The 23,071-nt window shown below is 72.1% G+C and carries 24 protein-coding genes and 1 tRNA gene; 11 read left to right on the top strand and 14 right to left on the bottom strand.

Annotated elements, in window-relative coordinates:
- Positions 1 to 115: 115 nt before the first annotated feature.
- Positions 116 to 511: a nuclear transport factor 2 family protein gene (locus tag ACIPUC_RS07325; RefSeq protein WP_446587233.1), complete on the bottom strand. Its 396-nt coding sequence runs from the start codon at positions 509 to 511 to the stop codon at positions 116 to 118.
- 107 nt (positions 512 to 618) lie between these two features.
- Here ACIPUC_RS07325 and ACIPUC_RS07320 point away from each other — a divergent pair, with 107 nt between their 5' ends.
- Positions 619 to 1,125: a GNAT family N-acetyltransferase gene (locus ACIPUC_RS07320; RefSeq protein WP_446587231.1), complete on the top strand. Its 507-nt coding sequence runs from the start codon at positions 619 to 621 to the stop codon at positions 1,123 to 1,125.
- 10 nt (positions 1,126 to 1,135) lie between these two features.
- On the opposite strand, the gene ACIPUC_RS07315 is transcribed toward ACIPUC_RS07320, so the two are convergent.
- Together ACIPUC_RS07315 and ACIPUC_RS07310 are read right to left on the bottom strand one after the other, a co-directional pair.
- Positions 1,136 to 3,208 (bottom strand): MDR family MFS transporter, encoded by a 2,073-nt coding sequence (locus ACIPUC_RS07315; protein ID WP_446587229.1) that lies wholly within the window; start codon positions 3,206 to 3,208, stop codon positions 1,136 to 1,138.
- A 326-nt stretch (positions 3,209 to 3,534) separates the two neighbouring features.
- Complete coding sequence (locus ACIPUC_RS07310) at positions 3,535 to 3,687, bottom strand: hypothetical protein (RefSeq protein ID WP_446587227.1); 153 nt, start codon at positions 3,685 to 3,687, stop codon at positions 3,535 to 3,537.
- 486 nt (positions 3,688 to 4,173) lie between these two features.
- Here ACIPUC_RS07310 and ACIPUC_RS07305 point away from each other — a divergent pair, with 486 nt between their 5' ends.
- The gene (locus tag ACIPUC_RS07305; RefSeq protein ID WP_446587225.1) at positions 4,174 to 4,347 is read left to right on the top strand and encodes a peptidoglycan-binding domain-containing protein; all 174 of its coding nucleotides are present in this window, start codon (positions 4,174 to 4,176) and stop codon (positions 4,345 to 4,347) included.
- Positions 4,348 to 4,461: 114 nt separating this feature from the next.
- Here ACIPUC_RS07305 and ACIPUC_RS07300 read toward each other — a convergent pair whose 3' ends face one another.
- Complete coding sequence (locus tag ACIPUC_RS07300; RefSeq protein ID WP_446587224.1) at positions 4,462 to 4,635, bottom strand: hypothetical protein; 174 nt, start codon at positions 4,633 to 4,635, stop codon at positions 4,462 to 4,464.
- Between the two features lie 301 nt (positions 4,636 to 4,936).
- On the opposite strand from ACIPUC_RS07300, the gene ACIPUC_RS07295 reads away from it, so the two are divergent.
- The gene (locus ACIPUC_RS07295; RefSeq protein WP_446587222.1) at positions 4,937 to 5,623 is read left to right on the top strand and encodes an HAD-IA family hydrolase; all 687 of its coding nucleotides are present in this window, start codon (positions 4,937 to 4,939) and stop codon (positions 5,621 to 5,623) included.
- A gap of 653 nt (positions 5,624 to 6,276) precedes the next feature.
- On the opposite strand, the gene ACIPUC_RS07290 is transcribed toward ACIPUC_RS07295, so the two are convergent.
- Both ACIPUC_RS07290 and ACIPUC_RS07285 read right to left on the bottom strand, forming a co-directional pair.
- Positions 6,277 to 6,498, bottom strand: coding sequence for an Lsr2 family DNA-binding protein (locus ACIPUC_RS07290; protein WP_446587220.1), 222 nt, complete (start codon positions 6,496 to 6,498; stop codon positions 6,277 to 6,279).
- 535 nt (positions 6,499 to 7,033) lie between these two features.
- Complete coding sequence (locus ACIPUC_RS07285) at positions 7,034 to 7,615, bottom strand: TMEM165/GDT1 family protein (RefSeq protein WP_446587218.1); 582 nt, start codon at positions 7,613 to 7,615, stop codon at positions 7,034 to 7,036.
- Between the two features lie 513 nt (positions 7,616 to 8,128).
- On the opposite strand from ACIPUC_RS07285, the gene ACIPUC_RS07280 reads away from it, so the two are divergent.
- The 4 genes from ACIPUC_RS07280 (at position 8,129) to ACIPUC_RS07265 (ending at position 12,053) form a co-directional block, all read left to right on the top strand.
- Positions 8,129 to 8,773 (top strand): HNH endonuclease family protein, encoded by a 645-nt coding sequence (locus ACIPUC_RS07280; protein WP_446587658.1) that lies wholly within the window; start codon positions 8,129 to 8,131, stop codon positions 8,771 to 8,773.
- A 95-nt stretch (positions 8,774 to 8,868) separates the two neighbouring features.
- The gene (locus tag ACIPUC_RS07275) at positions 8,869 to 10,527 is read left to right on the top strand and encodes an alkaline phosphatase D family protein (RefSeq protein WP_446587216.1); all 1,659 of its coding nucleotides are present in this window, start codon (positions 8,869 to 8,871) and stop codon (positions 10,525 to 10,527) included.
- Positions 10,528 to 10,735: 208 nt separating this feature from the next.
- Positions 10,736 to 11,368 carry a DedA family protein gene (locus ACIPUC_RS07270; protein ID WP_446587214.1) on the top strand — a complete coding sequence of 211 codons (633 nt, stop codon included), beginning with the start codon at positions 10,736 to 10,738 and terminating at the stop codon, positions 11,366 to 11,368.
- Positions 11,369 to 11,537: 169 nt separating this feature from the next.
- Entirely contained in the window at positions 11,538 to 12,053 is a 516-nt protein-coding gene (locus ACIPUC_RS07265; protein WP_446587212.1) for a hypothetical protein, read from the top strand.
- A gap of 33 nt (positions 12,054 to 12,086) precedes the next feature.
- Here ACIPUC_RS07265 and ACIPUC_RS07260 read toward each other — a convergent pair whose 3' ends face one another.
- The 3 genes from ACIPUC_RS07260 to ACIPUC_RS07250 all read right to left on the bottom strand — a co-directional run bounded on the left by ACIPUC_RS07260 (position 12,087) and on the right by ACIPUC_RS07250 (position 13,552).
- Positions 12,087 to 12,311 carry a DUF2277 domain-containing protein gene (locus ACIPUC_RS07260; RefSeq protein WP_446587211.1) on the bottom strand — a complete coding sequence of 75 codons (225 nt, stop codon included), beginning with the start codon at positions 12,309 to 12,311 and terminating at the stop codon, positions 12,087 to 12,089.
- A 104-nt stretch (positions 12,312 to 12,415) separates the two neighbouring features.
- Positions 12,416 to 12,781, bottom strand: a complete 366-nt coding sequence (locus tag ACIPUC_RS07255) for a hypothetical protein (RefSeq protein WP_446587209.1) — start codon at positions 12,779 to 12,781, stop codon at positions 12,416 to 12,418.
- A 699-nt stretch (positions 12,782 to 13,480) separates the two neighbouring features.
- A tRNA-Val gene (locus ACIPUC_RS07250) sits at positions 13,481 to 13,552 on the bottom strand.
- Positions 13,553 to 13,607: 55 nt separating this feature from the next.
- On the opposite strand from ACIPUC_RS07250, the gene ACIPUC_RS07245 reads away from it, so the two are divergent.
- From ACIPUC_RS07245 to ACIPUC_RS07235, 3 genes are all read left to right on the top strand, one after another.
- Positions 13,608 to 14,903, top strand: coding sequence for a hypothetical protein (locus ACIPUC_RS07245; RefSeq protein ID WP_446587207.1), 1,296 nt, complete (start codon positions 13,608 to 13,610; stop codon positions 14,901 to 14,903).
- A gap of 86 nt (positions 14,904 to 14,989) precedes the next feature.
- On the top strand, positions 14,990 to 15,715 hold the full coding sequence (locus ACIPUC_RS07240; RefSeq protein WP_446587205.1) for a DUF4383 domain-containing protein: 726 nt from the start codon (positions 14,990 to 14,992) through the stop codon (positions 15,713 to 15,715).
- Between the two features lie 46 nt (positions 15,716 to 15,761).
- A complete protein-coding gene (locus ACIPUC_RS07235; protein WP_446587203.1) occupies positions 15,762 to 15,986 on the top strand; it encodes an FmdB family zinc ribbon protein in 225 nt (74 codons plus the stop codon).
- Positions 15,987 to 16,028: 42 nt separating this feature from the next.
- Here the strand turns inward: ACIPUC_RS07235 and ACIPUC_RS07230 are convergent, their stop codons facing one another.
- The 4 genes from ACIPUC_RS07230 to ACIPUC_RS07215 are packed head-to-tail and all read right to left on the bottom strand — an operon-like array spanning position 16,029 to position 21,226.
- The gene (locus tag ACIPUC_RS07230; protein ID WP_446587201.1) at positions 16,029 to 16,688 is read right to left on the bottom strand and encodes an O-methyltransferase; all 660 of its coding nucleotides are present in this window, start codon (positions 16,686 to 16,688) and stop codon (positions 16,029 to 16,031) included.
- Between the two features lie 4 nt (positions 16,689 to 16,692).
- The gene (locus ACIPUC_RS07225; RefSeq protein ID WP_446587199.1) at positions 16,693 to 17,526 is read right to left on the bottom strand and encodes an HAD family hydrolase; all 834 of its coding nucleotides are present in this window, start codon (positions 17,524 to 17,526) and stop codon (positions 16,693 to 16,695) included.
- Entirely contained in the window at positions 17,523 to 20,051 is a 2,529-nt protein-coding gene (locus tag ACIPUC_RS07220; protein ID WP_446587197.1) for a phosphoribosyltransferase, read from the bottom strand. Before ACIPUC_RS07220 ends, ACIPUC_RS07225 begins: the two co-directional genes overlap by 4 nt.
- 8 nt (positions 20,052 to 20,059) lie before the next feature.
- A complete protein-coding gene (locus ACIPUC_RS07215) occupies positions 20,060 to 21,226 on the bottom strand; it encodes an HpcH/HpaI aldolase/citrate lyase family protein (protein WP_446587195.1) in 1,167 nt (388 codons plus the stop codon).
- A 194-nt stretch (positions 21,227 to 21,420) separates the two neighbouring features.
- Between ACIPUC_RS07215 and ACIPUC_RS07210 the strand changes: the two genes are divergently transcribed.
- Positions 21,421 to 22,182: a TerD family protein gene (locus ACIPUC_RS07210; protein WP_446587194.1), complete on the top strand. Its 762-nt coding sequence runs from the start codon at positions 21,421 to 21,423 to the stop codon at positions 22,180 to 22,182.
- Positions 22,183 to 22,219: 37 nt separating this feature from the next.
- Here the strand turns inward: ACIPUC_RS07210 and ACIPUC_RS07205 are convergent, their stop codons facing one another.
- Positions 22,220 to 22,963 (bottom strand): TerD family protein, encoded by a 744-nt coding sequence (locus tag ACIPUC_RS07205; RefSeq protein WP_446587192.1) that lies wholly within the window; start codon positions 22,961 to 22,963, stop codon positions 22,220 to 22,222.
- Between the last annotated feature and the right edge of the window lie 108 nt (positions 22,964 to 23,071).

Raw genomic sequence — 23,071 nt, 5'->3', positions numbered from 1 at the left:
GTGGGTGGGGGGGGTGGGGGGGGGCCCGGGGGGGGGGCGGGGGTGGGGGGGGGGCGGCGGGGGGGGGCGGGGGGGGGGGCCCCCGCCCCGCCTCTGCCTGCCCCTGCGGATGCGCTCAGCTCCAGAAGGCGTCTTCCTCGTCGATGTCGGCGGTGCACTGGTCGATGTCGGTGATCTTGTGGCCGACGATGGTGAAGAAGAGGCCCTCGCGGATCTCGATGCCGCGGTCACCGCGGTCGCCGCGTGCCGTGTGGAAACTCATGACGTGGCCGCGGCCGTCGGCGAGGACCGATTCCAGGTGGACCTGGAAGGTGCCGTTGGTCTCCTCCCCGAGCCGGCGGTAGAGGTCCATGACGTTCTCCCGCCCCTTGTGGTGACCGGAGAGCGGGTTGCTGCCGGGCACGTGGTGGATGACGTCGGCGGTCATCAGCGCGCTCAGCGCCTCCATGTCGCCCTTGGCGAAGGCCTCGTAGCCGCGGCGGACCAGTGCACAGTCGGGATGCTCGGACATGGTGTTTCACACCCTCCAGGACGCACGGTTTGCCCTTTTTCCTATCATCAGCCCGTCCCTGTGGATATTGCACGCCAGGGATCCGCGGCGGACTCCACAATGACGTCATGACCACTCACAGCGAACACCGCACACACACCTGGACCGTGGCCCCCGAGCCGTTCACCACGCCCGACGCCACCGTCCTGCGCCGCGCCTACTACGCCGAGGTCGCGGGCCGTTACTGGAAACGGTCCGTCACGGAGGCCGAGATCGACCAGGGCCTCCTGGACTTCCCCGACGACGGCCTCGCCCCGCCGACGGGCCAGTTCGTCGTCGGCCGGCTCGCCGGAGAGCCCCTGGCGTGCGGCGGGATACGCCTGCTCGACCCCGTCACCGCCGAGCTCACCAGGGTGTACGTCGACCAGCGCGCCCGCGGTACCGGCGGCGGGGCGGCGCTGCTCGAAGTCCTGGAGGCGCAGGCCCGCGCGCTGGGCGCCGAGCGGGTCCAACTGGACACCAGGTCGGATCTCGTGGAGGCCCGGGCGTTGTACGCGCGGCACGGGTATGCGGAGATACCGGCGTACAACTCGGGCCCGTATGCGGAGCACTGGTTCGAGAAGCGCCTGGTCTGAACCCCCGGCTCTAGCGCGCGGCGTGGTCGCGGCGGGGCGCGGTGTCGTAGGGCTCCTCGGCGTCGGACCCGCACAGCTCCGCGTTGATCTCCTGGACCAGCTTGACCAGGTCGGTCGGGCGGTCCGGGCCCCACCAGTCGCCGAGGAGCTCGGCGAGGGACTCCTCGCGCGCGGCGGAGAGCTTGGCCGCCGCAGCCCGCCCCTGGTCGGTCAGGACCAGCGCCAGCCCGTCCCGTACGGCGAGGTGTCGCTCCTCGACCTGGCGGGCGGCGTCCGTGATGGCCTTCAACGGCACGATGGTGCGCTCGGCCAGCACGGCCGGCTCCGCCGACCCGTACTTGTTGATCCGCAGCAGCAGCCAGCTCGCTGCGGGCAGCAGGTCGTAACCCGCCTTCTCGGTGATCTTCTCGTAGACGTGCCGGCGGCCCTCCTTGGTGCCGAGCACCGACAGCGCGCGGGCGACCTCGTCGCGGGAAGACCGCTCGACGGGGTTGGAGGCGAGGGTCTCGGTCACATCCGGCGCGGTGACCGAGCCGCGGAGCTTGTCCTCCTTGAGGAACCAGGCGATCACGAACGCGACGAGGACGACGGGCACGGCGTAGAGGAAGACGTCCGTGATGGAGGTGGCGTAGGCGTCGAGCACGCGGGGTCGCAGCTCGGCGGGAAGTGCGCCGATGGCCCGAGGGTCGGCCTCCAGCTGCGCGGCGCCCGCGCCCGGCGGCAGCGGAACGCCCGCGAGGGCGGTGGCCAGCTTGTCGTCGAGACGGTTGGTGAAGATCGTGCCGAAGATCGCGACGCCGAAGGAGGCACCGATGGAACGGAAGAAGGTCGCACCGGAGGTGGCGACGCCGAGATCCGCGTAGCCGACGGAGTTCTGCACCACCAGCACGAGCACCTGCATGACCAGGCCGAGTCCCGCGCCGAAGACGAAGAAGTAGGCGCTCATCTCCCAGGTGGAGCTGGTGCGGTGCAGCTGGTGCAGGAGGAGCAGGCCGACGGCGGTGACGGCGGTTCCGGCGATGGGGAAGACCTTCCACCGGCCGGTGCGGCTGACGATCTGGCCGGAGGCGGTGGAGGAGATCAGCATGCCGAGCACCATCGGCAGCATGTGGACTCCGGACATCGTCGGCGAGACGCCCTGGACGACCTGGAGGAAGGTCGGCAGGTAGACCATCGCGCCGAACATGGCGAAACCCACGACGAAGCTGATCACCGAGCAGAGGGTGAAGGTGCGGATGCGGAACAGTTTCAGCGGCAGGACGGGTTCCGCGGCCCTGCGCTCCACGAAGAGGAAGGCGACGAGCAGCACCGCGCCGAGGACGGCGAGTCCGATGATCTGGGCCGACCCCCAGGCCCACGTGGTGCCGCCGAGCGAGGCGACCAGGACGAGGCAGGTGGCGACGGAGGCGATGAGGAGGGTGCCGAGGTAGTCGATGGTGTGCTTCGAGGAGCGCACCGGGATGTGCAGCGCGGCGGCGATGACGGCGAGCGCGACGAGACCGATGGGGAGGTTGATGTAGAAGACCCAGCGCCAGGACAGGTGGTCGACGAACAGGCCGCCCAGCAGCGGTCCCAGCACGCTGGTCGCACCGAAGACCCCGCCGAACAGGCCCTGGTACTTGCCGCGTTCGCGCGGCGGGACGATGTCGCCGACGATAGCCATGGACAGCACGATCAGCCCGCCGCCGCCGAGGCCCTGGAGGGCGCGGAAGCCGATGAGCTGGGCCATGTCCTGGGCGACGCCGCACAGGGCGGAGCCGATGAGGAAGAGGACGATGGCGTACTGGAACAGCTTCTTGCGTCCGTACTGGTCGCCGAGCTTGCCCCACAGGGGGGTGGCGGCGGTGGAGGCGAGCATGTAGGCGGTGACGACCCAGGACAGGTGCGCCATGCCGCCGAGGTCGCTGACGATGGTCGGCAGGGCGGTGGAGACGATGGTCTGGTCGAGGGCGGCGATCAGCAGGCCCAGGAGCAGGGCACCGATGGAGACGAGGACCTCGCGGGAGGCGTGTTCGGCGGCGGGTCCGGAGCTCTGCGGGCCGGGGCCGGGGTCCACGGCATCCGTGGTCACATCCTGAGCCATCGATTCCTCCTCAGGGCGGATCAACATCTCCATCCTGCGCGGTGTGTCCGGTTATGGCCTGTCGGCGCGACAGGGAAAGGGTTGGGCGCCGCCCGACGGGTCTGCATAATGCCTGGCAGGTCCAGGGAGGGATTCCAGTGAACGGTGAGCACTGTCCAGATTGCGGCGCCCTCGGTGCCGCCTGCCGGTGCGCGCCGGGTGCGGGATACGACCCCTTGCGCGTCCGCCCGTACGTCTCGCTGCCCGACCCGGGCGAACCGGACGACGACGCTCCACTGCCTCCGCTGCCGCCTTCGCCGCCGATAGCGCGCGTGGTGACCCCGCCGTCACCGCAGCACGACACCCCGGCGTACGGAATACCCGTGCCCCCGGACCAGCAGCCGTGGCCGGAGGTCCCGGGCGGACAGGGCGGGCCGGGCGGCCTGCGCGATGACCCGGCCGGCCGGGGTCACGCAGGCGGCCCGGGGTATGCGCCGCAAGCGGCCGAGACGGTACAGCTCCACGCCACCCCGGAGGCCGGGGCCATCGCCGGCACAGCCGGAGGCGGGGGGAGGGGAGGGGGAGGGGGCCCCGAGAAGCGCACCAGCCCTGCCTTCCGTCGCCTGCTCCCGGTCCTGATCGGCGCCGCCGCAGTGGTGGCCCTCGGGGGGACCGCCGTGGCCCTGTGGGTGCTCCCGAGTTCCGCGGGGAACGACACCGCCCTGATGGACACGAAGGCATCGGCGCCCGTGACGAGCCTGGCCCCGGCCAGCCCGACCCCGGCCGCCACCGAAACGGCCAGCCCTTCACCCTCGGCCTCGCCGTCCCCCTCACCGAGCGCGTCCAAGTCGCCTTCGCCGTCCCCGAGCGCGTCCCGCTCGTCGGCACCCCCTTCCCCCAGCGCCTCACCGAGCACGAGCCGCACCCCCAGCCCCACGCCGCCGGCGGCGGCACCGACCCTGCGGTACGGCGACTCGGGCGCGGAGGTGGAGAAGCTTCAGCGGCTGCTGGCCGCCAGAGGGCTGTACACGTACAAGATCAACGGAAAGTTCGACTGGCGGGTGGAGAACGCCGTGTCGACGTTCCAGTACGAGAACGGCATCGACGACGAGGAGTGGGGCGTCTACGGCCCGATCACGCGCAAGGCGCTGGAGGGCTAAGGGGTACGGGGTAGGGGCGGAGGAGGTACGGGCGGAGGGGCGACGGCCTGGTCGCCGTGACCTGGTCGGTGCTGCTTCCGTTACCGCCGCCTCCGTTGCCTCCGTCCGCCCCCACTACCCCGTCGCAACCCGCGCCGCCGTTCGAGCTGCCGTGTTCCCCCGGCCCCGCCGCGCCTCGACGCTGGCGGCCGTGTCGCCTGCCGCCGTGCCGCCCAGGGTCGGCCGCCAGGCATCCGCGTTGCCGCCGCTGTCGTCCTTGCGCCGGCTGTCCGAGCTGCCCCTCTTCACCAGGGGTGTCGCTCCTGGAGGGCCCGGAGCCGACGCCTGCGGCGCCGGCTGTGCGCCCGCGCCTTCGCGCCACCCGCCCCGGCGAACCATCCGCACCCCGTCCCCACATGCGCTTGCGCCGATGCCTCCGCGCCATCCGCGCGAGCCCTCCCGGGGGCAAGGGACAGGGGTCACACCTTCTGCGGTGGCGCGGAGCGCCCACATTTTGTATCGTGGAGGAACAAAGTGGTTCCGTCCTCACTCCCTGACCGGTGGACGGAACCACTTGTTCTCTTTCTCCCGCCCCGTCTGGAGCCCGCCGATGCCGGCCAGCACCACCTCCACCACACCTGTCGTCCTCACCGCCAAGGCCCTGCTCCTGGACATGGACGGCACCATCGTCAATTCCGACGCGGTGGTCGAGCGATGCTGGCGCGAGTGGGCGGTGTCGCACGGGCTGGACCCGGAGGAGGCCCTCAAGGTGGTCCACGGGCGCCAGGGCTACGCGACCATGGCCGTCCTGCTGCCGGACCGCCCGATGGAGGTCAATCACGCGGAGAACGCCGTGATGCTGGCCCGTGAGACCGCCGACACGGACGGCGTGGTCCCCGTCGCGGGTGCCCCTGAGTTCATGGCGGCGATCGCCGGGCTGCCGCACGCGCTGGTCACTTCCGCCGACGCGGCCCTGGCCACGGCCAGGATGACCGCCGCGGCCCTGCCGATGCCTGCGGTACGGGTCACCGCCGAGTCCGTGCAGGCCAGCAAGCCCCACCCCGAGGGGTTCCTCAAGGGCGCCGCCGCGCTGGGAGTGGACCCGGCCGACTGCATCGTGTTCGAGGACTCCGCTGCCGGCATCGCCGCCGGCCAGGCTGCGGGGATGCGCGTGATCGGCATCGGCCCGCGGGCGGCCACCCACGCCCCGACGACCCACGCCCCGGACCTCACGTCCCTCAGCGTGACGACGACTGCAGACGGCTCTATCCGGATCACGGTCGAAGCGGCGGTGTGAGGGGCCTGATCCCCACACTGCTCATCAGAGAGGGTTTGGGGGTTTCCCGCCAGTCCCACTGTCTTTCCGGGTCGGGCCGCCCTGTCAAGGGCGCTCCTTCGTCGCGTCGCTTCGCGATGGCCTTCGGCCACCCTTGACAGACCGACCCGCCCCGGAAAGACAAGGACCGGCGGGAACCCCCCAAAAGAACGGTCCACTGGTTCACGATTACGGTCAGAGGGGCATCAGGGACCGGATCCTTGGTTCCCGCAGCCATGCCCCGCCCGGGCCCGTAGCGAGGCATCCGGGGGTCGGCGGGTGCGCGCCAGATCGCTACGCGCTCCTCACGTCTCAGCGTCCACCGGCCGTCCGGGGCACAACCCGCACCCCAGGCAGCGATGAGAAGCCCCTGGCTGATCGGCGGGCGCGTCAGATCGCTACGCGCTCCTCACGTCTCAGCGTCCGGCGGCCGTCCGGGCCCGACCCGCCACTAGACAGCGTTGAGAAGCGCCTCGGGGGCCGGTAGGCGCAGCCGATCGCTACGCGCTCCTCACACCTCGGCGTCCGACGGCGTCTGGGCTGGGAAGAGGCCGCCCAGCAGCAGGCGGAAACAAGCGACCCAATCGGTCACTTGGGCGCTCTCGGTGGTCGGATCTGGGAGACGCGGATCCATGTCACCGGTCGCGGTGCTCGGCCTGCTCGTACGCTTCCCTGATGGACCACAGGACGCGGCCGCGATGGTTGACCAGGTAGCCGTTTTCGCCCGCCCAGGCGCGTATCAGCTCCCACTCGGGGGGTTCCGCCCGCGACTGCAGGTCCGGCGCGTTGCTGCCCGAGTGCTCGCCGCCCGTCGCGCCCACCGGCTGACCCGCACCCACCCGCCGGTGCTCAGTCATGCTCCGACCGTACGCGCCGCCACTGACATCCCATCCGCGAGGCCCGCGCCCCTCAACTCGCCGCCGAGCAGGAACGAACGACCCGCTGTCGCGTGATGGAGACGTCTGTAGCGATCGTGGGCGGCTTATGTCCAGCCCTAGACGGCCGGTGGACGCTGAGACGTGAGGTGCGCGTAGCGATCTGGCGCGCCCCCACCGACCCTGGATCACTTCTCATACGGGCCCGGGCGGGGGCATGGCTGCGGGAACCAAGGATCCGGTCCCTGATGCCCCTCTGACCGTAATCGTGAACCAGTGGACCGTTCTTTTGGGGGCTTCCCGTCGGTCCTTGTCTTTCCGGGGCGGGGCGGTCTGTCAAGGGTGGCCGAAGGCCATCGCGAAGCGACGCGACGACGAAGGAGGAGCGCCCTTGACAGGGCGGCCCGACCCGGAGAGACAGTGGGACTGGCGGGAAACCCCCAAACCCTCCCTGATGAGCAGTGTGCGGAATCAGGCCCCCCGAAGCCCCCGACCAGCCGTCAGCCCCCCACCCCCGTCAGCCCGCGATCGCCTCGTACAGGGAGAACGCCGCCAGGGCTGCCATCACGGCGGCAGCGATCTTGGTGATCAGGCGGAGCGGTACGTACTTCATCAGAGTGCGGCCGCCCAGGATGCCGATGGCCGCGACCGCCCACAGGGCGAGTACGGCGCCGATGCCGACGGAGACCGGGTTGTCGTACCGTGCGGCCAGGTTGGCGGTCATGATCTGGGTCAGGTCGCCGAACTCCGCCACCAGGATGAGCATGAAGCCGGCCCCGGAGACCTTCCAGAAGGACTGGTCGGCGGGCGGCTTGACCTCCTCCTCCCCCTCGTCCTTCTTCCAGAGCAGCATGGCGGCGCCGGCGAGGAAGAGGACACCGACGACGGCCTGCACGAGCCGGTGCGGGAGCAAGGTGAGCACGCTTCCCGCGGCGATGGCGAGGGCGACGTGCACGGCGAAGGCGGCGGCGACGCCCGCGAAGACGTACGAGGCGCGGTAGCGGGTGCCGAGCATCAGGCCGGCGAGGGCCGTCTTGTCGGGGAGTTCGGCGAGGAAGACGACGCCGAAGGCGATCGCCGTGACGCTGAAGCTGAACACGGGGGTGGAACCTCAATCGGTCGGGCAGGGCGCCGTCGGTACCGAGAGACCTGGAATGCGTGTGTCAGGGGTCGCTTCGGCTCGGCGGCGCCCTGGCTTGCGTATGCGCACAGAAGTGCGCGCGCACGCGTGAACAGGACACTGCGGCCGAAGGTCTCGCTGGCCGGCCGCTGTCAGCGGCCTGCCTCCGGGCGCCGGCTGGGGTGACCCAGCAGTATGTCGACGGTCCGGCGAAGAGCTACTCCCCTTCTGCTCCACCCAGGGTACGCGACGTCGGCGAGTGCCCGGAATGGGCCCTTGGTCCTGATCCATCCGGCGCCTGGCGCCCCACCGCAGCGGAATCTCAACTTCCGCTTGAATGAAGGGCGTTGCGCGACTTGATCTGACGTGCTCATGTCGCCACGCTGTCACCCGGCGCCCATCCCCGCGAAACCTGGCGCCGCAAGCATGGCCGCGCCCCGCCGGGGCCGCACGGTCACACCCCCCGCACTCAGGGAGCCCCTCATGGCACTCATATCCACCGTCTACGCGCGTCGAATTGGCGTGTTCGCATCAGCCGTCGCCCTTGCTTCCCTCACCTCCCTCATCAACGCCCCCGCCGCCCAGGCCGCCCCGCCCACTCCCATCAGCGCCTCCGCCGCCCGCTCGTACCTGGCGACGGTCACCCCGCGGGCGGAAGGCTCCAGCACCGGCTACAGCCGCGACCTCTTCCCGCACTGGAGCACCGTCTCCGGCACCTGCAACACCCGCGAGACCGTCCTCAAGCGGGACGGCGTGAACGTCGTCCAGGACTCCTCCTGCGCCGCCGTGAGCGGCAGCTGGTACTCCGAGTACGACGGCGCCACCTGGACCGCCGCCTCCGACCTCGACATCGACCACGTCGTGGCGCTCTCCGAGGCCTGGCGCTCCGGCGCCAGCTCCTGGACCACCTCCAAGCGCCAGCAGTTCGCCAACGACCTCACCCGCCCGCAGCTCATCGCGGTCACCGACAACGTCAACCAGGCCAAGGGCGACCTCGACCCGGCCGAGTGGCTGCCGTCGCGCACCTCCTACCGCTGCACGTACGCGCGGATGTGGGTCCACGTGAAGCAGTACTGGGGCCTGAGCATGGACTCCGCGGAGAAGACCGCCCTGGTGAACGTCCTGGCCGGCTGCTGATCCGAGCGGCCGGTCTTTTCCCCCGCCAGGGGGAGGCGAGGCTCCCCCTCCCCGTCGTACCGTGATCAAAGGGGCTACGGAGGAGGGGGAGTTACATGGCCGGACTGCGTCTGGGGCCGCTGCTGCGCCACGTCGACTGGGACACGGGCGGGTCCGCCACCATATGGGTCGAGGCGGACCGCCCGTGCACGGCCGAGGTGCGGTGCGCCGACGGGGCCGGCGGCAGTGTGCGCACCTTCCAGATCGCCGGGCACCACTACGCGCTGGTGCCGGTGACCGGGCTGACCCCGGGGACCGCGACGGCGTACGAAGTGCTGCTCGACGGGATACGCGTGTGGCCGCTGCCGGACAGCGGCTTCCCGCCGAGCACGATCACCGCCCCGGCCGGGGCGGGGCGCGATTCCGGGCTGCGCATCACCTTCGGCTCCTGCCGGCAGGCCGCACCGCCCGCCGGGAAGCACGGGCCGCACGGGGCGGACGCGCTCGACACCCTCGCGGCGCGGCTGGCCGCCGACCCGGAGGCGGTGCGGCCGGACGTCCTGCTGCTGCTCGGGGACCAGGTGTACGCGGACGCGCTGTCGCGGGAGACCAGGCAGTGGCTGGCGGCCCGGCGGGACCTGCGGGACCCGCCCGGCGCGCAGGTCGCGGACTACGAGGAGTACACGCGGCTGTATTACGAGTCCTGGCTCGATCCGGAGATCCGCTGGCTGCTGTCGACCGTGCCGAGCCTGCACATATTCGACGACCACGACGTCATCGACGACTGGAACACGAGCGCGGCGTGGCTGGCGGAGATGCGGGCGACCCCGTGGTGGCAGGAGCGGGTGGTCAGCGGGCTGATGTCGTACTGGGTGTACCAGCACCTGGGCAATCTCTCGCCCGCCGAGCTGGCGGCCGACGGGCTGTACGGGGCGATACGGCAGGCCCCTGACGGTACGGATCTGCTGCGCTCCTTCGCGTCGGCGGCCGACGCCGATCCGGCGACGGTGCGCTGGAGCTACCGGCGCGACTTCGGCCGGACCCGGCTGCTGATGGTGGACACCCGGGCCGCCCGGGTGCTGGCCGAGGACGGGCGGGCGATGCTCGACCCGGCGGAGCAGGGGTGGCTGCGGGAGAACGCGCTCGCGGGGCACGGAGGGTACGACCATCTGCTGATCGGGTCCTCGCTGCCGTGGCTGATGCCGCCGTTGATCCATGACGCGGAGACGTGGAACGCCGCGGTGTGCCGCGGCCAGCGGGGGCCGCGGTGGGCGCGGATCGGTGAGAACCTGCGCCGGCGCAGCGATCTGGAGCATTGGGCGGCGTTCCCGGCCTCGTTCGCGGCGCTGACCGATCTGATCGAGGAGGTGGGGACGGGGCCGCGGGCGCCGGCGACGGTGTGCGTGCTGTCGGGGGACGTGCACCACGCGTATGTGGCGGAGCCGCGGATACCCAGTACGGCGCGGGTGTTCCAGTTGACGTGCTCGCCGGTGCACAACTCCATCCACACGGTGGTGAAGCTGGGCTTCCGGCTGGGCTGGTCGCGGGTGGGGCGGTGGCTGGGGCGGGGTTTCTCCCGGCACGGGCGCACGGGGCGGCCGCCGTTGAGCTGGCGGCGTACGGGCGGGCCGTGGTTCGGGAACCAGTTGATGACGCTTGCGCTGGCGGGTCGGACGGCGCGGCTGCGGCTGGACCAGGCGCACAAGGGTGGCAGAGGGCGGGACGGCGCCCGGCTGGTGACGGTGTTGGACCGGGAGCTCGCCGGGGCGGAGTAGGGTGCGGGCCTGGCCTCGGGTGTGGCACGGGTGCGACATCGGGTGTGACAGGGGGGTCTGACGTGCCGGGGGGTGCGGGGGCGCCCCGGGCATCCGGTGTGCGAACGCCGGGCGTACGCTGTATGGCTGTCAAGCCGCTCCTGCCGCTCCCCCGCGACGTCGCGGCGCTTCATGCCGCTGCACGTCAACCGGACTGGGGAGTCCCGCTTTGTTTGAGACTCTGGGGTCGCTGACCGCGAGCCCATGGATCTACGCCGTGGTGGCGGTGTCCGTCGTGCTCGACGTCTTCCTCCCGGTGCTGCCGAGCGGGGTTCTGGTGATCACTGCTGCGGCCGCGGCGGCGGCTGCCGGGGCGGCGGGGCCGGTGGCCGTGCCCGAGCAGGTCCCGGACATCCTGGCCCTGCTCGTGATCGCCACGACCGCTTCGGTACTGGGTGACATGGCCGCGTACCGGCTGGGCCGGCGCGGCGGTGCCCGGCTGGACCGGGCCATCGCCCGTTCCCGCCGGCTGACCCGGGCGCACGAGCGCCTCGGCACGGCCCTGGCCCGGGGCGGCGGCGCCCTGGTGGTGATCGCCCGCTTCGCCCCGGCGGGGCGCTCGGTGGTGTCGCTGGGCGCGGGCAAGACGCACCGCAAGGTGAAGGAGTTCCTGCCCTGGTCGATGCTGGCGGGTATGGCCTGGGCGGGCTACAGCGTGGCCCTGGGCTATTTCGGTACCCAGTGGCTCGGCACGCAGTGGCTGGGGACCGCGGTCTCCGTCGTCGCCCTGTTCGCCGCGGGCGCGCTGGCGGCCTTCCTGGTGCGCCGTCCGGCCGCGCCGACGGCGGCACCGGCGGCGTAGGGAACCAGCCCGGCCACTCCCCCGGGCGGAGCAGTGGCTCACCCGTTCACCCGGCCCCGTTCGCCGCCTCCGCGTTGGGCTCCTAGCGTCCACAGCACGGTGCGCAACCGAATCCGCGTCACATCCGTGCCCTGGCCGCGCCGTTTCGAGGAGCCGAGGAGTTCTCTCCATGTCCGCCAAAGCGCCCGCCACACCCCGTGTCCTGCCGTCCGCCGCGCCGCGCCGCCTGCTGGCCTTCGCGGCCGCGACCCTCGCCGTCATCGCCGCCACTCCCGCCGCGATCGCGTACGCCGCTCCCACCGCCTCCGTCTCGCCCACCACCGTCGCCCCGGGCGGCCGGGTGGCCCTCAGCCTCGAGGGCTGCGGCACCAAGGTCGGCCGGGCCACATCCAGCGCATTCGGAGAGGTACGCCTGACCCCCGGGAGCCTGGCGGCCAGCAGCCTCTTCGGCAGCGCCACCGTCTACGGCAACGCCGGCCAGGGCACCCATCGGGTCACTTTCGAGTGCGCTCCGGGCGGCGAGCGCGTCACCGTGTCCCTGAACGTTGCGCCGGGCGGCGCGCGCGGCGGTACGGGCGGCAGCATCGACTCGATGAGCCCGGGTCAGATCGCCGTGGGCAGTGCCCTCGTCGTGGGTGCGCTCGGCGCCGGGGTGTGGGTCCTGCGGCGTCGCGCGGCCGCCTGAGCCCTCACCCGAGCGAGGCGGCCCCCGCCCGGGTCACGCGGGGGCGGCCTGGCCCCGTACGTGCATCCCGTCGAGGAGCTGGGCGGTTGCCTCGGCGACGGCGTCCACGGCCGCCTCGAACACCTCGCGGTTGTGCGCGGCGGGCGCCCGGAAGCCGGACACCTTGCGTACGTACTGCAGCGCTGCGGCGCGGATCTCCTCCTCGGTGGCCTTCTCGGGGATGGCGGGCGGGCGCAGGGTCTTAATGGAGCGGCACATACTCCCACTATCCCGCTAGCGGGCCGCCTCGGCCCCGAAAGTTCCGTGATCAGCCCGTCCGAGCCGATCACGACGTCCACGGCTGCCGCGGCGAACCAGCACGCCTAGTAGCCCCAGCGAGGCTGACCGCCGTCGTCGCGGCAGTGGATGATGCGCCCGTTGGCGGCGTGCGTGGACCGCCCGACGTCGGCCTTGCGGCAGAACTGGCCCGCGTTGTAGCAGTTCCCGGCGTTGGAGACGATCTCGCACTCGGCGGACGCAGACTGGGTCGGCGCTTGCGTCGGGGCCTTGGTGGTGGGCTTCGGCGCGGGCCTGGTAGCGGCCGGGGTCACCGGGGCAGCGCTGGGCGCCTTCTGGTCGACGGTGGGAGTGGGTGCGGCCGTCGGCGTCGGGGACAGCGTCGGAGTCGGGGTCGGAGTCGGCGAGGCGCTGGTGGGCGCCGCCGAGGTGACCGAGGGCGGCGCCGACACAACGGACCCCCCACCCCCGGCAGGCCCACACGCAACGGCAACACCGGCCACCACAAACGCAACCACCGCCCGCCGAACGGCACCCCCGACCCGTCTGCGCCCTCTGCGTCCCTCACCCGTGCCGCTGTCCATAGCTACCCCCACCCACAAACGGTTCACGGTTCAAACAGAAGCCACATCCTACGAACACCTTTCCGACTCCGCCGGGTTTCACCGAAATCGCCCCACAGCCAACCCGCTTGACCGGGAAACAGAAGTGCTGATCGCATGGGACCTCGGCCCGCGCCGCGAGTCGCTGCCGCCAGGGACCTCCAGAGCCCTGAGCTGACGGTCCGATTGACCCGCCGCGTTGGGGCCCTTGACGAAGTGCGAACTTGCGCCGCAGCGTGAGCAGTTGGCGGACGTCGAGGATGCCGAGCTCAGGGTGGTTCGGCGCTCCATGGCGCGCGCCGGAGTACGGGCACTGTGCTGACCGTCGCAGGCGGGCCCGCCCCGGATCGCATGGAGATCACGGGTCCTCGCAGATGGCAGTGACCATGAACGGATGCGCGGCCGGTGGCCAGGGCGTGCAGTGCGAAGTGATCGGGTACCTGGGCCGGGTGCTCGCCAGGCGGGCAGCGCTGCCGATCCGCTCCCGTTGATGTCATATCTGGATGCAGAAGGCCCCCCGCCATGATCGGCGGGGGGCCTTTTTGCCGGTGGGCGCGGACGGTTTCGAACCGCCGACATCTGCTTTGTAAGAGCAGCGCTCTACCCCTGAGCTACGCACCCGTGGATGAGTGGACAGCCTACATGGCGGGCACACCCCCCACGCAAACCCGTTCCTGTGGGGGAGAATGGTCCGGGGGCATGGCGGACGCGGCACGGGAGAGGGATTGTGACAACGGCATCCCGGCGGTGGTTCGGTGGGCGGGACGAGAGTCGGCGGGCCGATGCGCAGGCGGCGAAGGACGCTGCCGCCGCGGCGTTCTACGAGCTGGACAGCGCGCAGCGGGATCTGCGGATCTCGATCGAGACCATTGCCGCGGCCGACGGGTCTCCGGCCGGGCGGCAGGCGAGCGAGGGGTTCGCCGCGCTCGGGCAGCGGATCGACCAGGTCAGCCATGTGTACATCGCGGCCGTGGACGCGTACGACCTGGACCGGGTCGATCTGGAGGCGTCGGCCGCCTCGCGGGCGCGCGAGGAGCTGACCCGGGCGCGGGACGAGCTGGTACGGGTCAAGGCGGAGCTGGACCGGTTCGCGCAGGGGTTGCAGCCGCTGCTGGACAAGGCCGAGACGCAGCTCGCCCGGGTCGCGCCGGCGCGGGAGCGGGCGAAGGCCGCGCTGCTGGCGGCGAGCGATGCGCTGGATGCCGTACGGGCCAAGGGGATGCGGGCCGATGACCTGGCCGCGCGGCTGGCGGCGCTGGGTCCGGAGCTGACCAAACTGAACGAGGGCGCGGGCCGGCACGGAGTGCAGGAGACCGTGCAGCGCGCCGACCGGATCCTGCGGGACGCGGAGGGCGTGCGGGCGGAGGCGGCGCGGCTGCCGGAGCGGGCTGCGGAGATCGACCGGCGGCTGGTGAGCCTGCGGACGCGGGCCCAGGCGCTGCGCAACCGGGCGGACCGGGTGGATCCGGTGCTCAGCGAGCTGCGCCGGCGGTTCAGCGCGGCGTGCTGGCAGGACCTCCAGCACGTTCCGGACCAGGCGATACGGGATGTGGCGCAGGCCGAGGAGCAGCTCAAGGAGGCCGCGCGGGCCCGGGACGAGCAGCGCTGGGCCGACGTAGGGGTGCTGATCGACGCGGTGCGGGCTTCGCTGGAGGCCACCGACGAGGCGGTGTCGGCGGCGCAGGACCGGCTGACGCGGCTGGAGGATGTGGCGCGGAACCCGCAGGCCGAGGTGGACCGGACCCGGTTCGCGATCCGGGACGCGCAGCGGCTGGCGATGGCGGGCCGCAGTGTGCCCGATCCGCGGCACGCGCGGCCGCTGGACGAGTCGGTGGCCCGGGTGGCCCGGGCGCTGGCGGGGCTGGAGGGGCGGCATCCGGATTACTGGGCGTTCCTGCTGGAGATGCAGGACGTACGGGAGGCCGTGAACCGCGTGGTCAACGGGATCCGGGGCGAGCGCGGCCAGGGCTGAGCCGGAGCCGGGACGGGCCGGGGTTGTCCGGGGGTGGGCATCGGCGGATGCTGGGAGGTGCCCGGAACGGAGCAGAGGAGGGCGGTATGGCTGCCCACGCGCCCCATAGGCCTCGCAGGTCCCGCATGCCCCGCAGGCCCCAGGAAACCTCCGTACCGCATGAGTCCTATGCGCCTCATGCGCTCTACGGGTGCACCGAGCCCCATGAGTCCTATGCGCCGTACGTGCCGCATGAGCCGTATGCGTCCCACGCGCCGCCGGCGCCCCACGGGAGGCTGCAGCGCGTCCTGCATCCCGTCAACGCCCGGCTCGACGAGCATCTGCCCTCGGATCACAAGCTCAGCAAGGTCTACCGGGTCGGCGCCGGCCTGACCGGACTGCTGCTGGTCGTCTTCGGCATCCTGGGGCTCATCGACCGGATCGGGTTCTTCGACACCGGCGGGGACACGGTGCTCGCCCTGAACACCAACGGCGCGCTGAGTGTCCTGTCGATCTGCATCGGGGCGCTGCTGTTCGTCGGGATGGTGATCGGCGGGACCTTCGCCTCCACCCTGAACATCGTGCTCGGCCTGCTGTTCATCGCGAGCGGGTTCGTGAATCTGGCGCTGCTCGACAGCGAGCTCAACTTCCTGGCCTTCAAGATCCCCAACGTGCTGTTCAGCTTCGTCGTCGGCGTGATGCTGATGTGGTTCGGGATGTACGGGCGGGTGGGCAGCGCGCTGCCGCACGACAATCCGTACTGGCAGGCCCGCCACCCCGAGCAAGCCGCCCGGGAACAGCGGGCGCGGGCGCAGGCCAGAGGGCGTTTCTAGGCCTGCGCCCTCCCGTCGTACGGGTTTGCGCCGTTAACCTGGCCGCATGCCTCGATACGAGTACCGCTGCCGGACCTGCGACGACACCTTCGAGCTGAGCCGGCCGATGGCCGAGTCGTCCGCGCCCGCCGACTGCCCCGCCGGTCACGCCGACACCGTCAAGCTGCTGTCGGCCGTCGCCGTCGGCGGGAGCAGCAGTGCCCCCGCGCCCGCTCGCGCCATGGGCGGCGGGGGCGGCGGGGGCTGCTGCGGCGGAGGCGGTTGCGGCTAGGGCCCGATCCGGGGACGGGTCCCCGGCCGCGGCCAGGCGGCGCTACCGCTTCCGGGACAGCGTCAGGCCGTCCGAGATCGCCAGCAGTACGGACTCCATGCGCGGGTCCGCGGAGACGTGGTCGTTGAACGCGCGGACACCGGCCGCCGAGCCGGTGGCCGACTCGTCGAGGACCGATCCGTGGAAGAGCGTGTTGTCCGTGACGATCAGGCCGCCCGGGCGCATCCTCGGCACGAGCTCCTCCCAGTAGGAGATCTGGCTCTCCTTGTCGGCGTCCACGTAGGCCATGTCGATGTGCGGCTCCGCCGACATGGCGCGCAGGGTGTCCAGCGCCGGGGCGATCCGCAGCTCGATGCGGTCCGCGACGTCGGCCGCCTCCCAGGCCTCCCTGCCGTACGCCGTCCACTCCTCGGAGACGTCGCAGGTGATGATGCGGCCGCCGGCGGGCAGCGCCTGGGCCATCGACAGGGCCGAGAAGCCGGTGAAGGTGCCCACCTCCACGATGTGGCGGGCGCCGGTCAGCCGGACGAGGAAGGCCAGCAGCGGCCCCTGCTCCTCCGCCGACTGCATCCCGGCGACGTCCGGGAACTTCGTGTAGGTCGTCTCCACCAGCCCCCGCTGGACCGCGTCCAGCGGGGGGTTGTGGGCGAGCATGTACCGGTAGAGCTCGTCAGTGATCTTGGTGCTGTTGCCCTTGGTCATGGGGTCAGTCTCGCAACGGTACGTCCGTCCGTCCGGTCGCTCGGCCGAATTCGCGGACGATTTCCTCGCCCGCCAGCACGCCCGCCGTGGACAGGGCCGTCACGTTCGGCGCGTGCCACTGCGCGTCGGCCAGTTCGCCGTGGCCCGGGCGCCACGCCGCGTCCGCCGCGAGCAGCAGGTCGGCGTCCAGGAGCGAGTCACCGGCGGCCAGGGTCCTGGTGGCGCCCGTACGGCGGGCCACCTCGCGCATCGCCGCGCTCTTGGTCAGCGGGCGCGGAACGGCGTAGATCTTGCGGCCCTGGAGGGACACCGTCCAGCCGCGCGCCTCCGCCCACTCCGCAAGGAGCTTGAGCCATTCGTCGGGGACGAGGGCGCGTTCCACGACGAGGTACGCGAACAGCTCCTCGGCCACCCGCGCCTTGCGCAGCCACGCCGGGTCGGCCGTCGCCAGCAGGTGGGCGTGGACCTCTTCCAGCGGGGCGCACTCCTGCGCCAGGCGGGCGGCGACCTGCCGCCGCCAGTCCCGGTCGGGCACCCCGTCGACCAGCAGCTGGCCGCCGTTCGCGCAGATCGCGTACGGGGCCGGGCGGCCTGGGAAGCGGATGCGCTGGTACTGCTTGCGGGTCCGCGTGGTCGTCGGGACGAAGACGACCGAGGGGTCGGCCGTCAGTTCCGCCAGCAGTCCCGCCGCCGTCTCCGTCATGTAGGACAGCGGCTTGCTCTCGTGGACCTCGACGCACAGCAGCCGCGGGGCCACCGGGTCGGGCATGGTCAGTGCGAGGGCCGCCGTCGAGTAGATGAGCGTACGGTCGAGATCACTGGCTACCAGGACAGTCACTTCGAGGCCACAGCCTTTCCGTCGGCGCCGGTGGCGCCGCGCGTGAATCGGGGGTGGATGAGTCCGACGCAGGTGTAGGGCAGCCCGTCGACCTCCTCCACGGGGACCCCGCGCTGCTCGGCGAGCAGCCGTACGTGGTCCAGGTCGGCGCCCGCGCCGCGCTGGGCGAGGATCTTCCACGGCACCCGGCGCAGCAGCACGCGGGTGGTCTCGCCGACTCCGGGCTTGACCAGGTTCACGTCGTGGATGCCGTACTCCTCGCTGATCCGCTCGACGGCCGCCCAGCCCTCCCAGGTCGGGGTGCGGTCCGCGGCGAGGAGTTCCTTGACCTCCTCGTCGACGGCGTCGGCCACCTCGTCGAAGTGGGCGGCGACCGTGTCGACGAACGCCGTGGAGACGTCCGCGCCGGCGAGCTCGCGGTAGAACTTCGCGCCGTGGAAGTCGGCGGGCCCGACCAGGTCGGACCTCAGGACCGTACGCGATATGAGGCCGGACACGGTGGAGTTGAGGCAGGCGGAGGGGATCAGGAAGTCCTCGCGGGTTCCGTAGGTCTCCACGCACGAGCCGGGGTCTGCGAGGACGACGATCTCCGGGTTGAAGCCGGGGTACTCGGCGAGGGCGGCCGTCAGCTCGCGCGTGATGGCTCCCTTGCCGGTCCAGCCGTCGACGAAGACGACGTCGGCGGGGTCGTGCCGGGCGGCGAGCCAGCGCACGGCGTTGGCGTCGATGCCGCGGCCGCGCACGATGGAGACGGCGTAGTGCGGGAGGTTCAGGCCGTGCCGGGCCTGTGCCCAGCGGCGCATCAGTACGCCGACGGGGGTGCCGGCGCGGGCCAGGGAGACCAGCACGGGCGAGGGCGAGCGCTCGGCGAGGACGGTCTCGGTGACGGTGCCGACGGCGCGGGCCATGCGGGCCGCCGAGGCGGTCAGGGCGTTCTGGTACAGCTCCTGGTACTGGGGCGATGGCTGGTACTCGACGGGCAGGGACTCGGCGTAGTGCGCGCCGCCCGCCTGGATCGCCTCCTCGCGCTCCTCGGTCGGGGCCTCCAGCTCGACGTCGGAGAAGTCCTGGAGCAGCCAGCCGACGTCCTCGGCTGCGTACGAGGAGAAGGCGGGCCCGCGCAAGGGCTCGAGCGCGGTCCGGCTCGAGGGCTCGCGCGTGGTCGGCTCGGTCATGATCGGCTTCTGCTCCTGCCGGTCGGGTGCGTAGGACGGTACGGCGGCCAGCAGGACACGGCCGGTGTGCGGGGCGAGGCGCGCTAGCAGTCCGGCGTGCAGCTCGGGGGTGTCGCCGGCCGAGTCGACGACGGCGACGACGGCGTCGAAACCGGCGCCCGCGACGTTGTAGGCGTACCGGTCTCCGGAGGCGTCGGCCGTCGGGGTATCCCCAGCGGCAGCCGGGGGAACGTCGTGGGCGGGGAAGACGAGGCGGGTCCGGATGGCGTAGCCGGGGTCGTCGACGGCGAGCACGGGCGAGCGGGTGGTGGTGGAGAAGCGGACCTCGCGCGCCGCGCCCGTCTCCTCCAGGGCCTTCGCGAGGCGCAGGGGGGCGTACATCAGCTCTTCGTTGCCGAGTACGAGGACGCGGCCGGGGGCCTCGCCGAGCGCGGCCGTGAGCTGGGCGGCCAGGTCTGGCAGGGCCGCCTCCAGGGCTGCGCGGTGGGCCGCCGTGAAACCGTGGCGGCCGCCGTCCGGGACCCCGGCGGGCCAGTCGAGCGCAACCCGTTCCCAGCCGCCGTCGACGTCCGGCTGGAGGCCGTCGGCTTGGGCCTGCGCCTCGTACTCCTCGACCAGGGCCTGGCCCTTGGCGAGGACTCCCTCCGGGAGGGTGACCGTGCCGGAGGCCAGGGCCATGAGGTCGACGCGGGCGCCGAGCTCCGCGGCGAACGCGGTGAGGCGGTCGCGGTCGGCCGGGGAGCGCATGTCGACGAGGGCGACGACCACGTAGTGCGCGCGGGGGTGGCGGGCGTGCAGGTCGCGGATGGTGTTCAGGACCGTGTTGCCGGTGGAGAACTCGTCGTCGACCAGGACCAGCGGCCCGCTGCCCGCCAGCAGCTCGGGGTCCTCGGGCAGCAGCAGGTGCGAGGTGGCGTGCGAGTGCGCCTCCTCGAAGCCGCCGGCGGGACGCACTCCCGGTACGGGCCGGCGGGTGGAGTGCAGGTAGGGGGCGGCGCCCAGGCCGTCGGCGACGCAGTGGCCGAGCCCGGTGGCCGTCTCGGCGTAGCCCAGGACCACCGCCGAGGCGGCGCCGTCCGCGCCCAGCAGCGCCCGGACCCGCTCGCCGAGCCCGTAGCCGGCGGCGTAGACGGTCGCCGGGGACTGCGGGACGTGTTTGCCCAGCACCTGCGAGACCAGCAGGTGCGCCCGCTTGGGGTTGCGCCGCAGGGCGAGCCCGAGCAGCTCCGCCAGCGGAGGCGAGCCCGGCGTACCGGCCTCCTCCAGGCTGACGCCCAGCCGGTCCGCGACCCAGGTTCCCGACCACACCGCTTCGATCGTCTTGCCTTTCCTCGTCGTCGACGCCGTCACCAGGGGGTTCACACCTGGAGTCCGGCCGTGAGGAGGTCGACGAAGCCGACCTCCTCCTTCGCCACACCGAAGGCCTCGGCGCGCTGCATGGTGCGCTCGGCCCAGGCCCGGTGGGGCTTCACCTCGTTCATTTTGTTCGTATAGGCGGACCGCATGACACCGCCGCCGCCGCGCTCGGGGCGCAGGATGTCCTCGGCGTCGCAGAACTCCTCGTGGGAGACCACGGACAGCGCGTGGACGGGCGTGACGTGGGCGGGGTGGATGCAGGTCTTGCCGAGCAGCCCGTTGGCCCGGTCGAGTTCGATCTCGCGCAGCAGCCCGTCCAGGTCGTGTTCGATCAGGGCGGTGCGCAGTTCCTCCACGCCCTCCGCGAGGAAGGGGCTGCGGCGCAGCTGGGGCTTGAAGAGGCGCTGCTGGCTGCGGAAGTACTCCCAGACGGGTCCGGTGACGGTGAAGCCGGTGCCGTCGGCGCGGCTGAGGACGTTGACCACGTCGGCGATCACACCGGCCACGATCTGGACGTCGTAGGCGGTCATGTCGGGGGTGCGGCGCAGGCCGTAGGCGGAGCAGAAGTCGGTGACGCCGAGCCGCAGGGCCAGCACCCGCTCGCGGTGGCTGTTGACGGTGCGGGAGATGCCGGCGAGCGTTTCGACGCGGGTTTCGAGGTGGAGCAGGTCCGGGGTCTCCAGGACGGGCATGGCATACAGACGGGAGTGGCCGCCGACGGCCTCCGCCTGGGCCACGGCGTCGAGGAAGGCGCTGCCACTGCTCTCGTTGAATTTGGGAAGTACGAATCCGGACAGTCGGCGCGCGGAGCCGCCGAGCCGGCGCACCAGGTCGGGTATCTGCTCGGGCGTGCGGACGCGGATGAACAGCAGCGGGAGCTCGGCGGCGTCGGCGTCGAGGTCGGCGAACTGCCGGACGAGGTTCTCCTCGGCCCCGGCGACGTCGCCGTCGCTGATGGAATCCTCCAGGCAGAGGACCATGGAGACGACTCCGCGGCCGGCCTGCTTGCGGATGTCCCGGGCGAGCTGGGGGCGGGTGGCGGGGCTGTACAGCGTGGCCCCGAGGGCCGCGGCGAGGGTGCGGGCGGGCGAGGCACCGGTGAATTCGGCCGGTTCCTGGTGGAAGAGGTCCTTACGGACGGTGGGCGATACGTGCCCAAAGTGACGCATGTGCTTCCCCCGTACTGCCTCGGCGGCCCAACTGGCGTGGCCGGTAATAGTACGTACGAACGTGAGTCAAGAGTTCCTCAAGCACATGAAGTTCAGGTAACCCTCTTGCACCATGCCCAGCTCTCGCGTTCGAGACAAGGCCCTACGGGGGGCCGCATTGTCCCGGTCCACCCGGGGAGGGCAGGATGACGTGCATGACGCACGCGATGCAGAAGGGCTCGAACATCCCGGTGGCCGCCGCAGCGGTCCGGGCGGTGCTGCGCTGGTCCACCGGCCCGGAGGTGCCCGACGTGGACGCCTCGGCACTGCTCGTGGGCTCCGACGGCCGGGTGCGTTCGGACGAGGACTTCGTCTTCTACAACCAGCCCCGGCACCCCTCGGGGGCCGTCTGGCGGCTGGGCAAGAAGCAGCTCGGCGAGGCCGTCACCGACGCCGTCCAGGCGGACCTGCGGTCGGTGACCCCGGCGGTGGACCGGATCCTGGTCGTCGCCTCCGCCGAGGACGTCCCCTTCCAGCGGGTCCGCGACCTGCGGATCCTCCTGTACGACGCCACCGCGGCCGGCGGCTCCGAGCCGCTGGCCTACTTCGACGTGCGGCCCGAGACCGGCGCCGAGACGGCTCTGATCTGCGGGGAGCTGTACCGCCGGGGCGAGGGGTGGAAGTTCCGCGCCCTCGGCGAGGGCTACTCCGACGGGCTGGTGGGGCTCGCCACCGACCACGGGATCTCGGTGGACGAGAACGCCCCCGAGCCCGCCGGGAGCCCGGCGGCCGGAAGCCCGGCCGCCGGACCCACCTCCGAGCAGACGGCCGCCATGGCCCCGCCCACGCAGGCCCCGCCGCCCGTCCAGCCCGCCTACGGGTACCCGCAGCCGGTGTCCCCGGCCCCGCTGCCGGGCCCGGGCGCGGACCCGACCTTCCGGCTGCCGGTGCAGGGCCCGCAGTTCATCCGCCGCTGAGGGCGCGGACGTACCGGGCCCCCGCGCGGGGCTCCGGTCAGGCCTTGGTGCTCTTGTAGCCCCGCCCCCACTGGAGCCCCCAGCCGTACAGCCGGTCCAGCTCGGCCTGGAAGCCGTACACGAACTTCACCTCGCGCCGTACGACGAACTCGCCCTTGACGTGCTCGAGGGAGACCACCGCGCAGGAGCGGGCCTGCGGGTGCCGCTCCTCCAGGGGGATCTCGATCCGCGGCCCGGTGACCGGGAACAGCGTGACCATGGCGTGGGTGCGGTCGAAGGCCGGGGTCTGGTCGTAGATGTAGACGAAGACCAGCATCCGCTTGATCTCCTCGGCGTGGTCGAGGTTGACGTAGAGCGTCTCCCCGGACGCCGAGCCGAACCGGTCGTCCCCGCTGAGCTTCACGTACGGCGGGTCGTTGATGTCGCCCAGCAGGTTGCCGAGCGGCTGGACGGCGCCCCGGGTGCCGTCGGTCAGCTCGTACAGGCAGCCCATGTCGAGGTCGACGTTGACCATGCCCTGGGTGTGCGCCTGCACCATGTCGGGCTTGAACAGCTTGAACGGATGCCGCAGGAGCCGGCCGCCCTGCCCGTAACTGCTGCCGCCTATGTCCGAGGTGCGCATGCGCCAGGACAGGTTGACGCGCAGATTGCCGTGGACCGCCCCCTGTTTGGTGAGCGACACCGTCGGGTGCCGCTTGGTCAGCTCGATCGCGTTCGACGAGGCGCTGCCCGACTGGAACTGCACGGCGCGGCTGCCCATGATCCCGTCGAAGAAGCCCATTCCCCTACCCCCCTGTTCGCCTACGGAAGCGGGGGGGGGGGGGGGGGGGGGGGGGGGGGGCGGGGGGGCGCCCCCCCCCCCGGGGGGGGGGCGGGGCCGCGGGCGCCG

This window comes from Streptomyces sp. LARHCF249, from assembly GCF_052871255.1.
The sequence above is the reverse complement of the archived record's forward strand: the minus strand, read 5'-3'. Positions and strand labels throughout refer to the sequence as shown.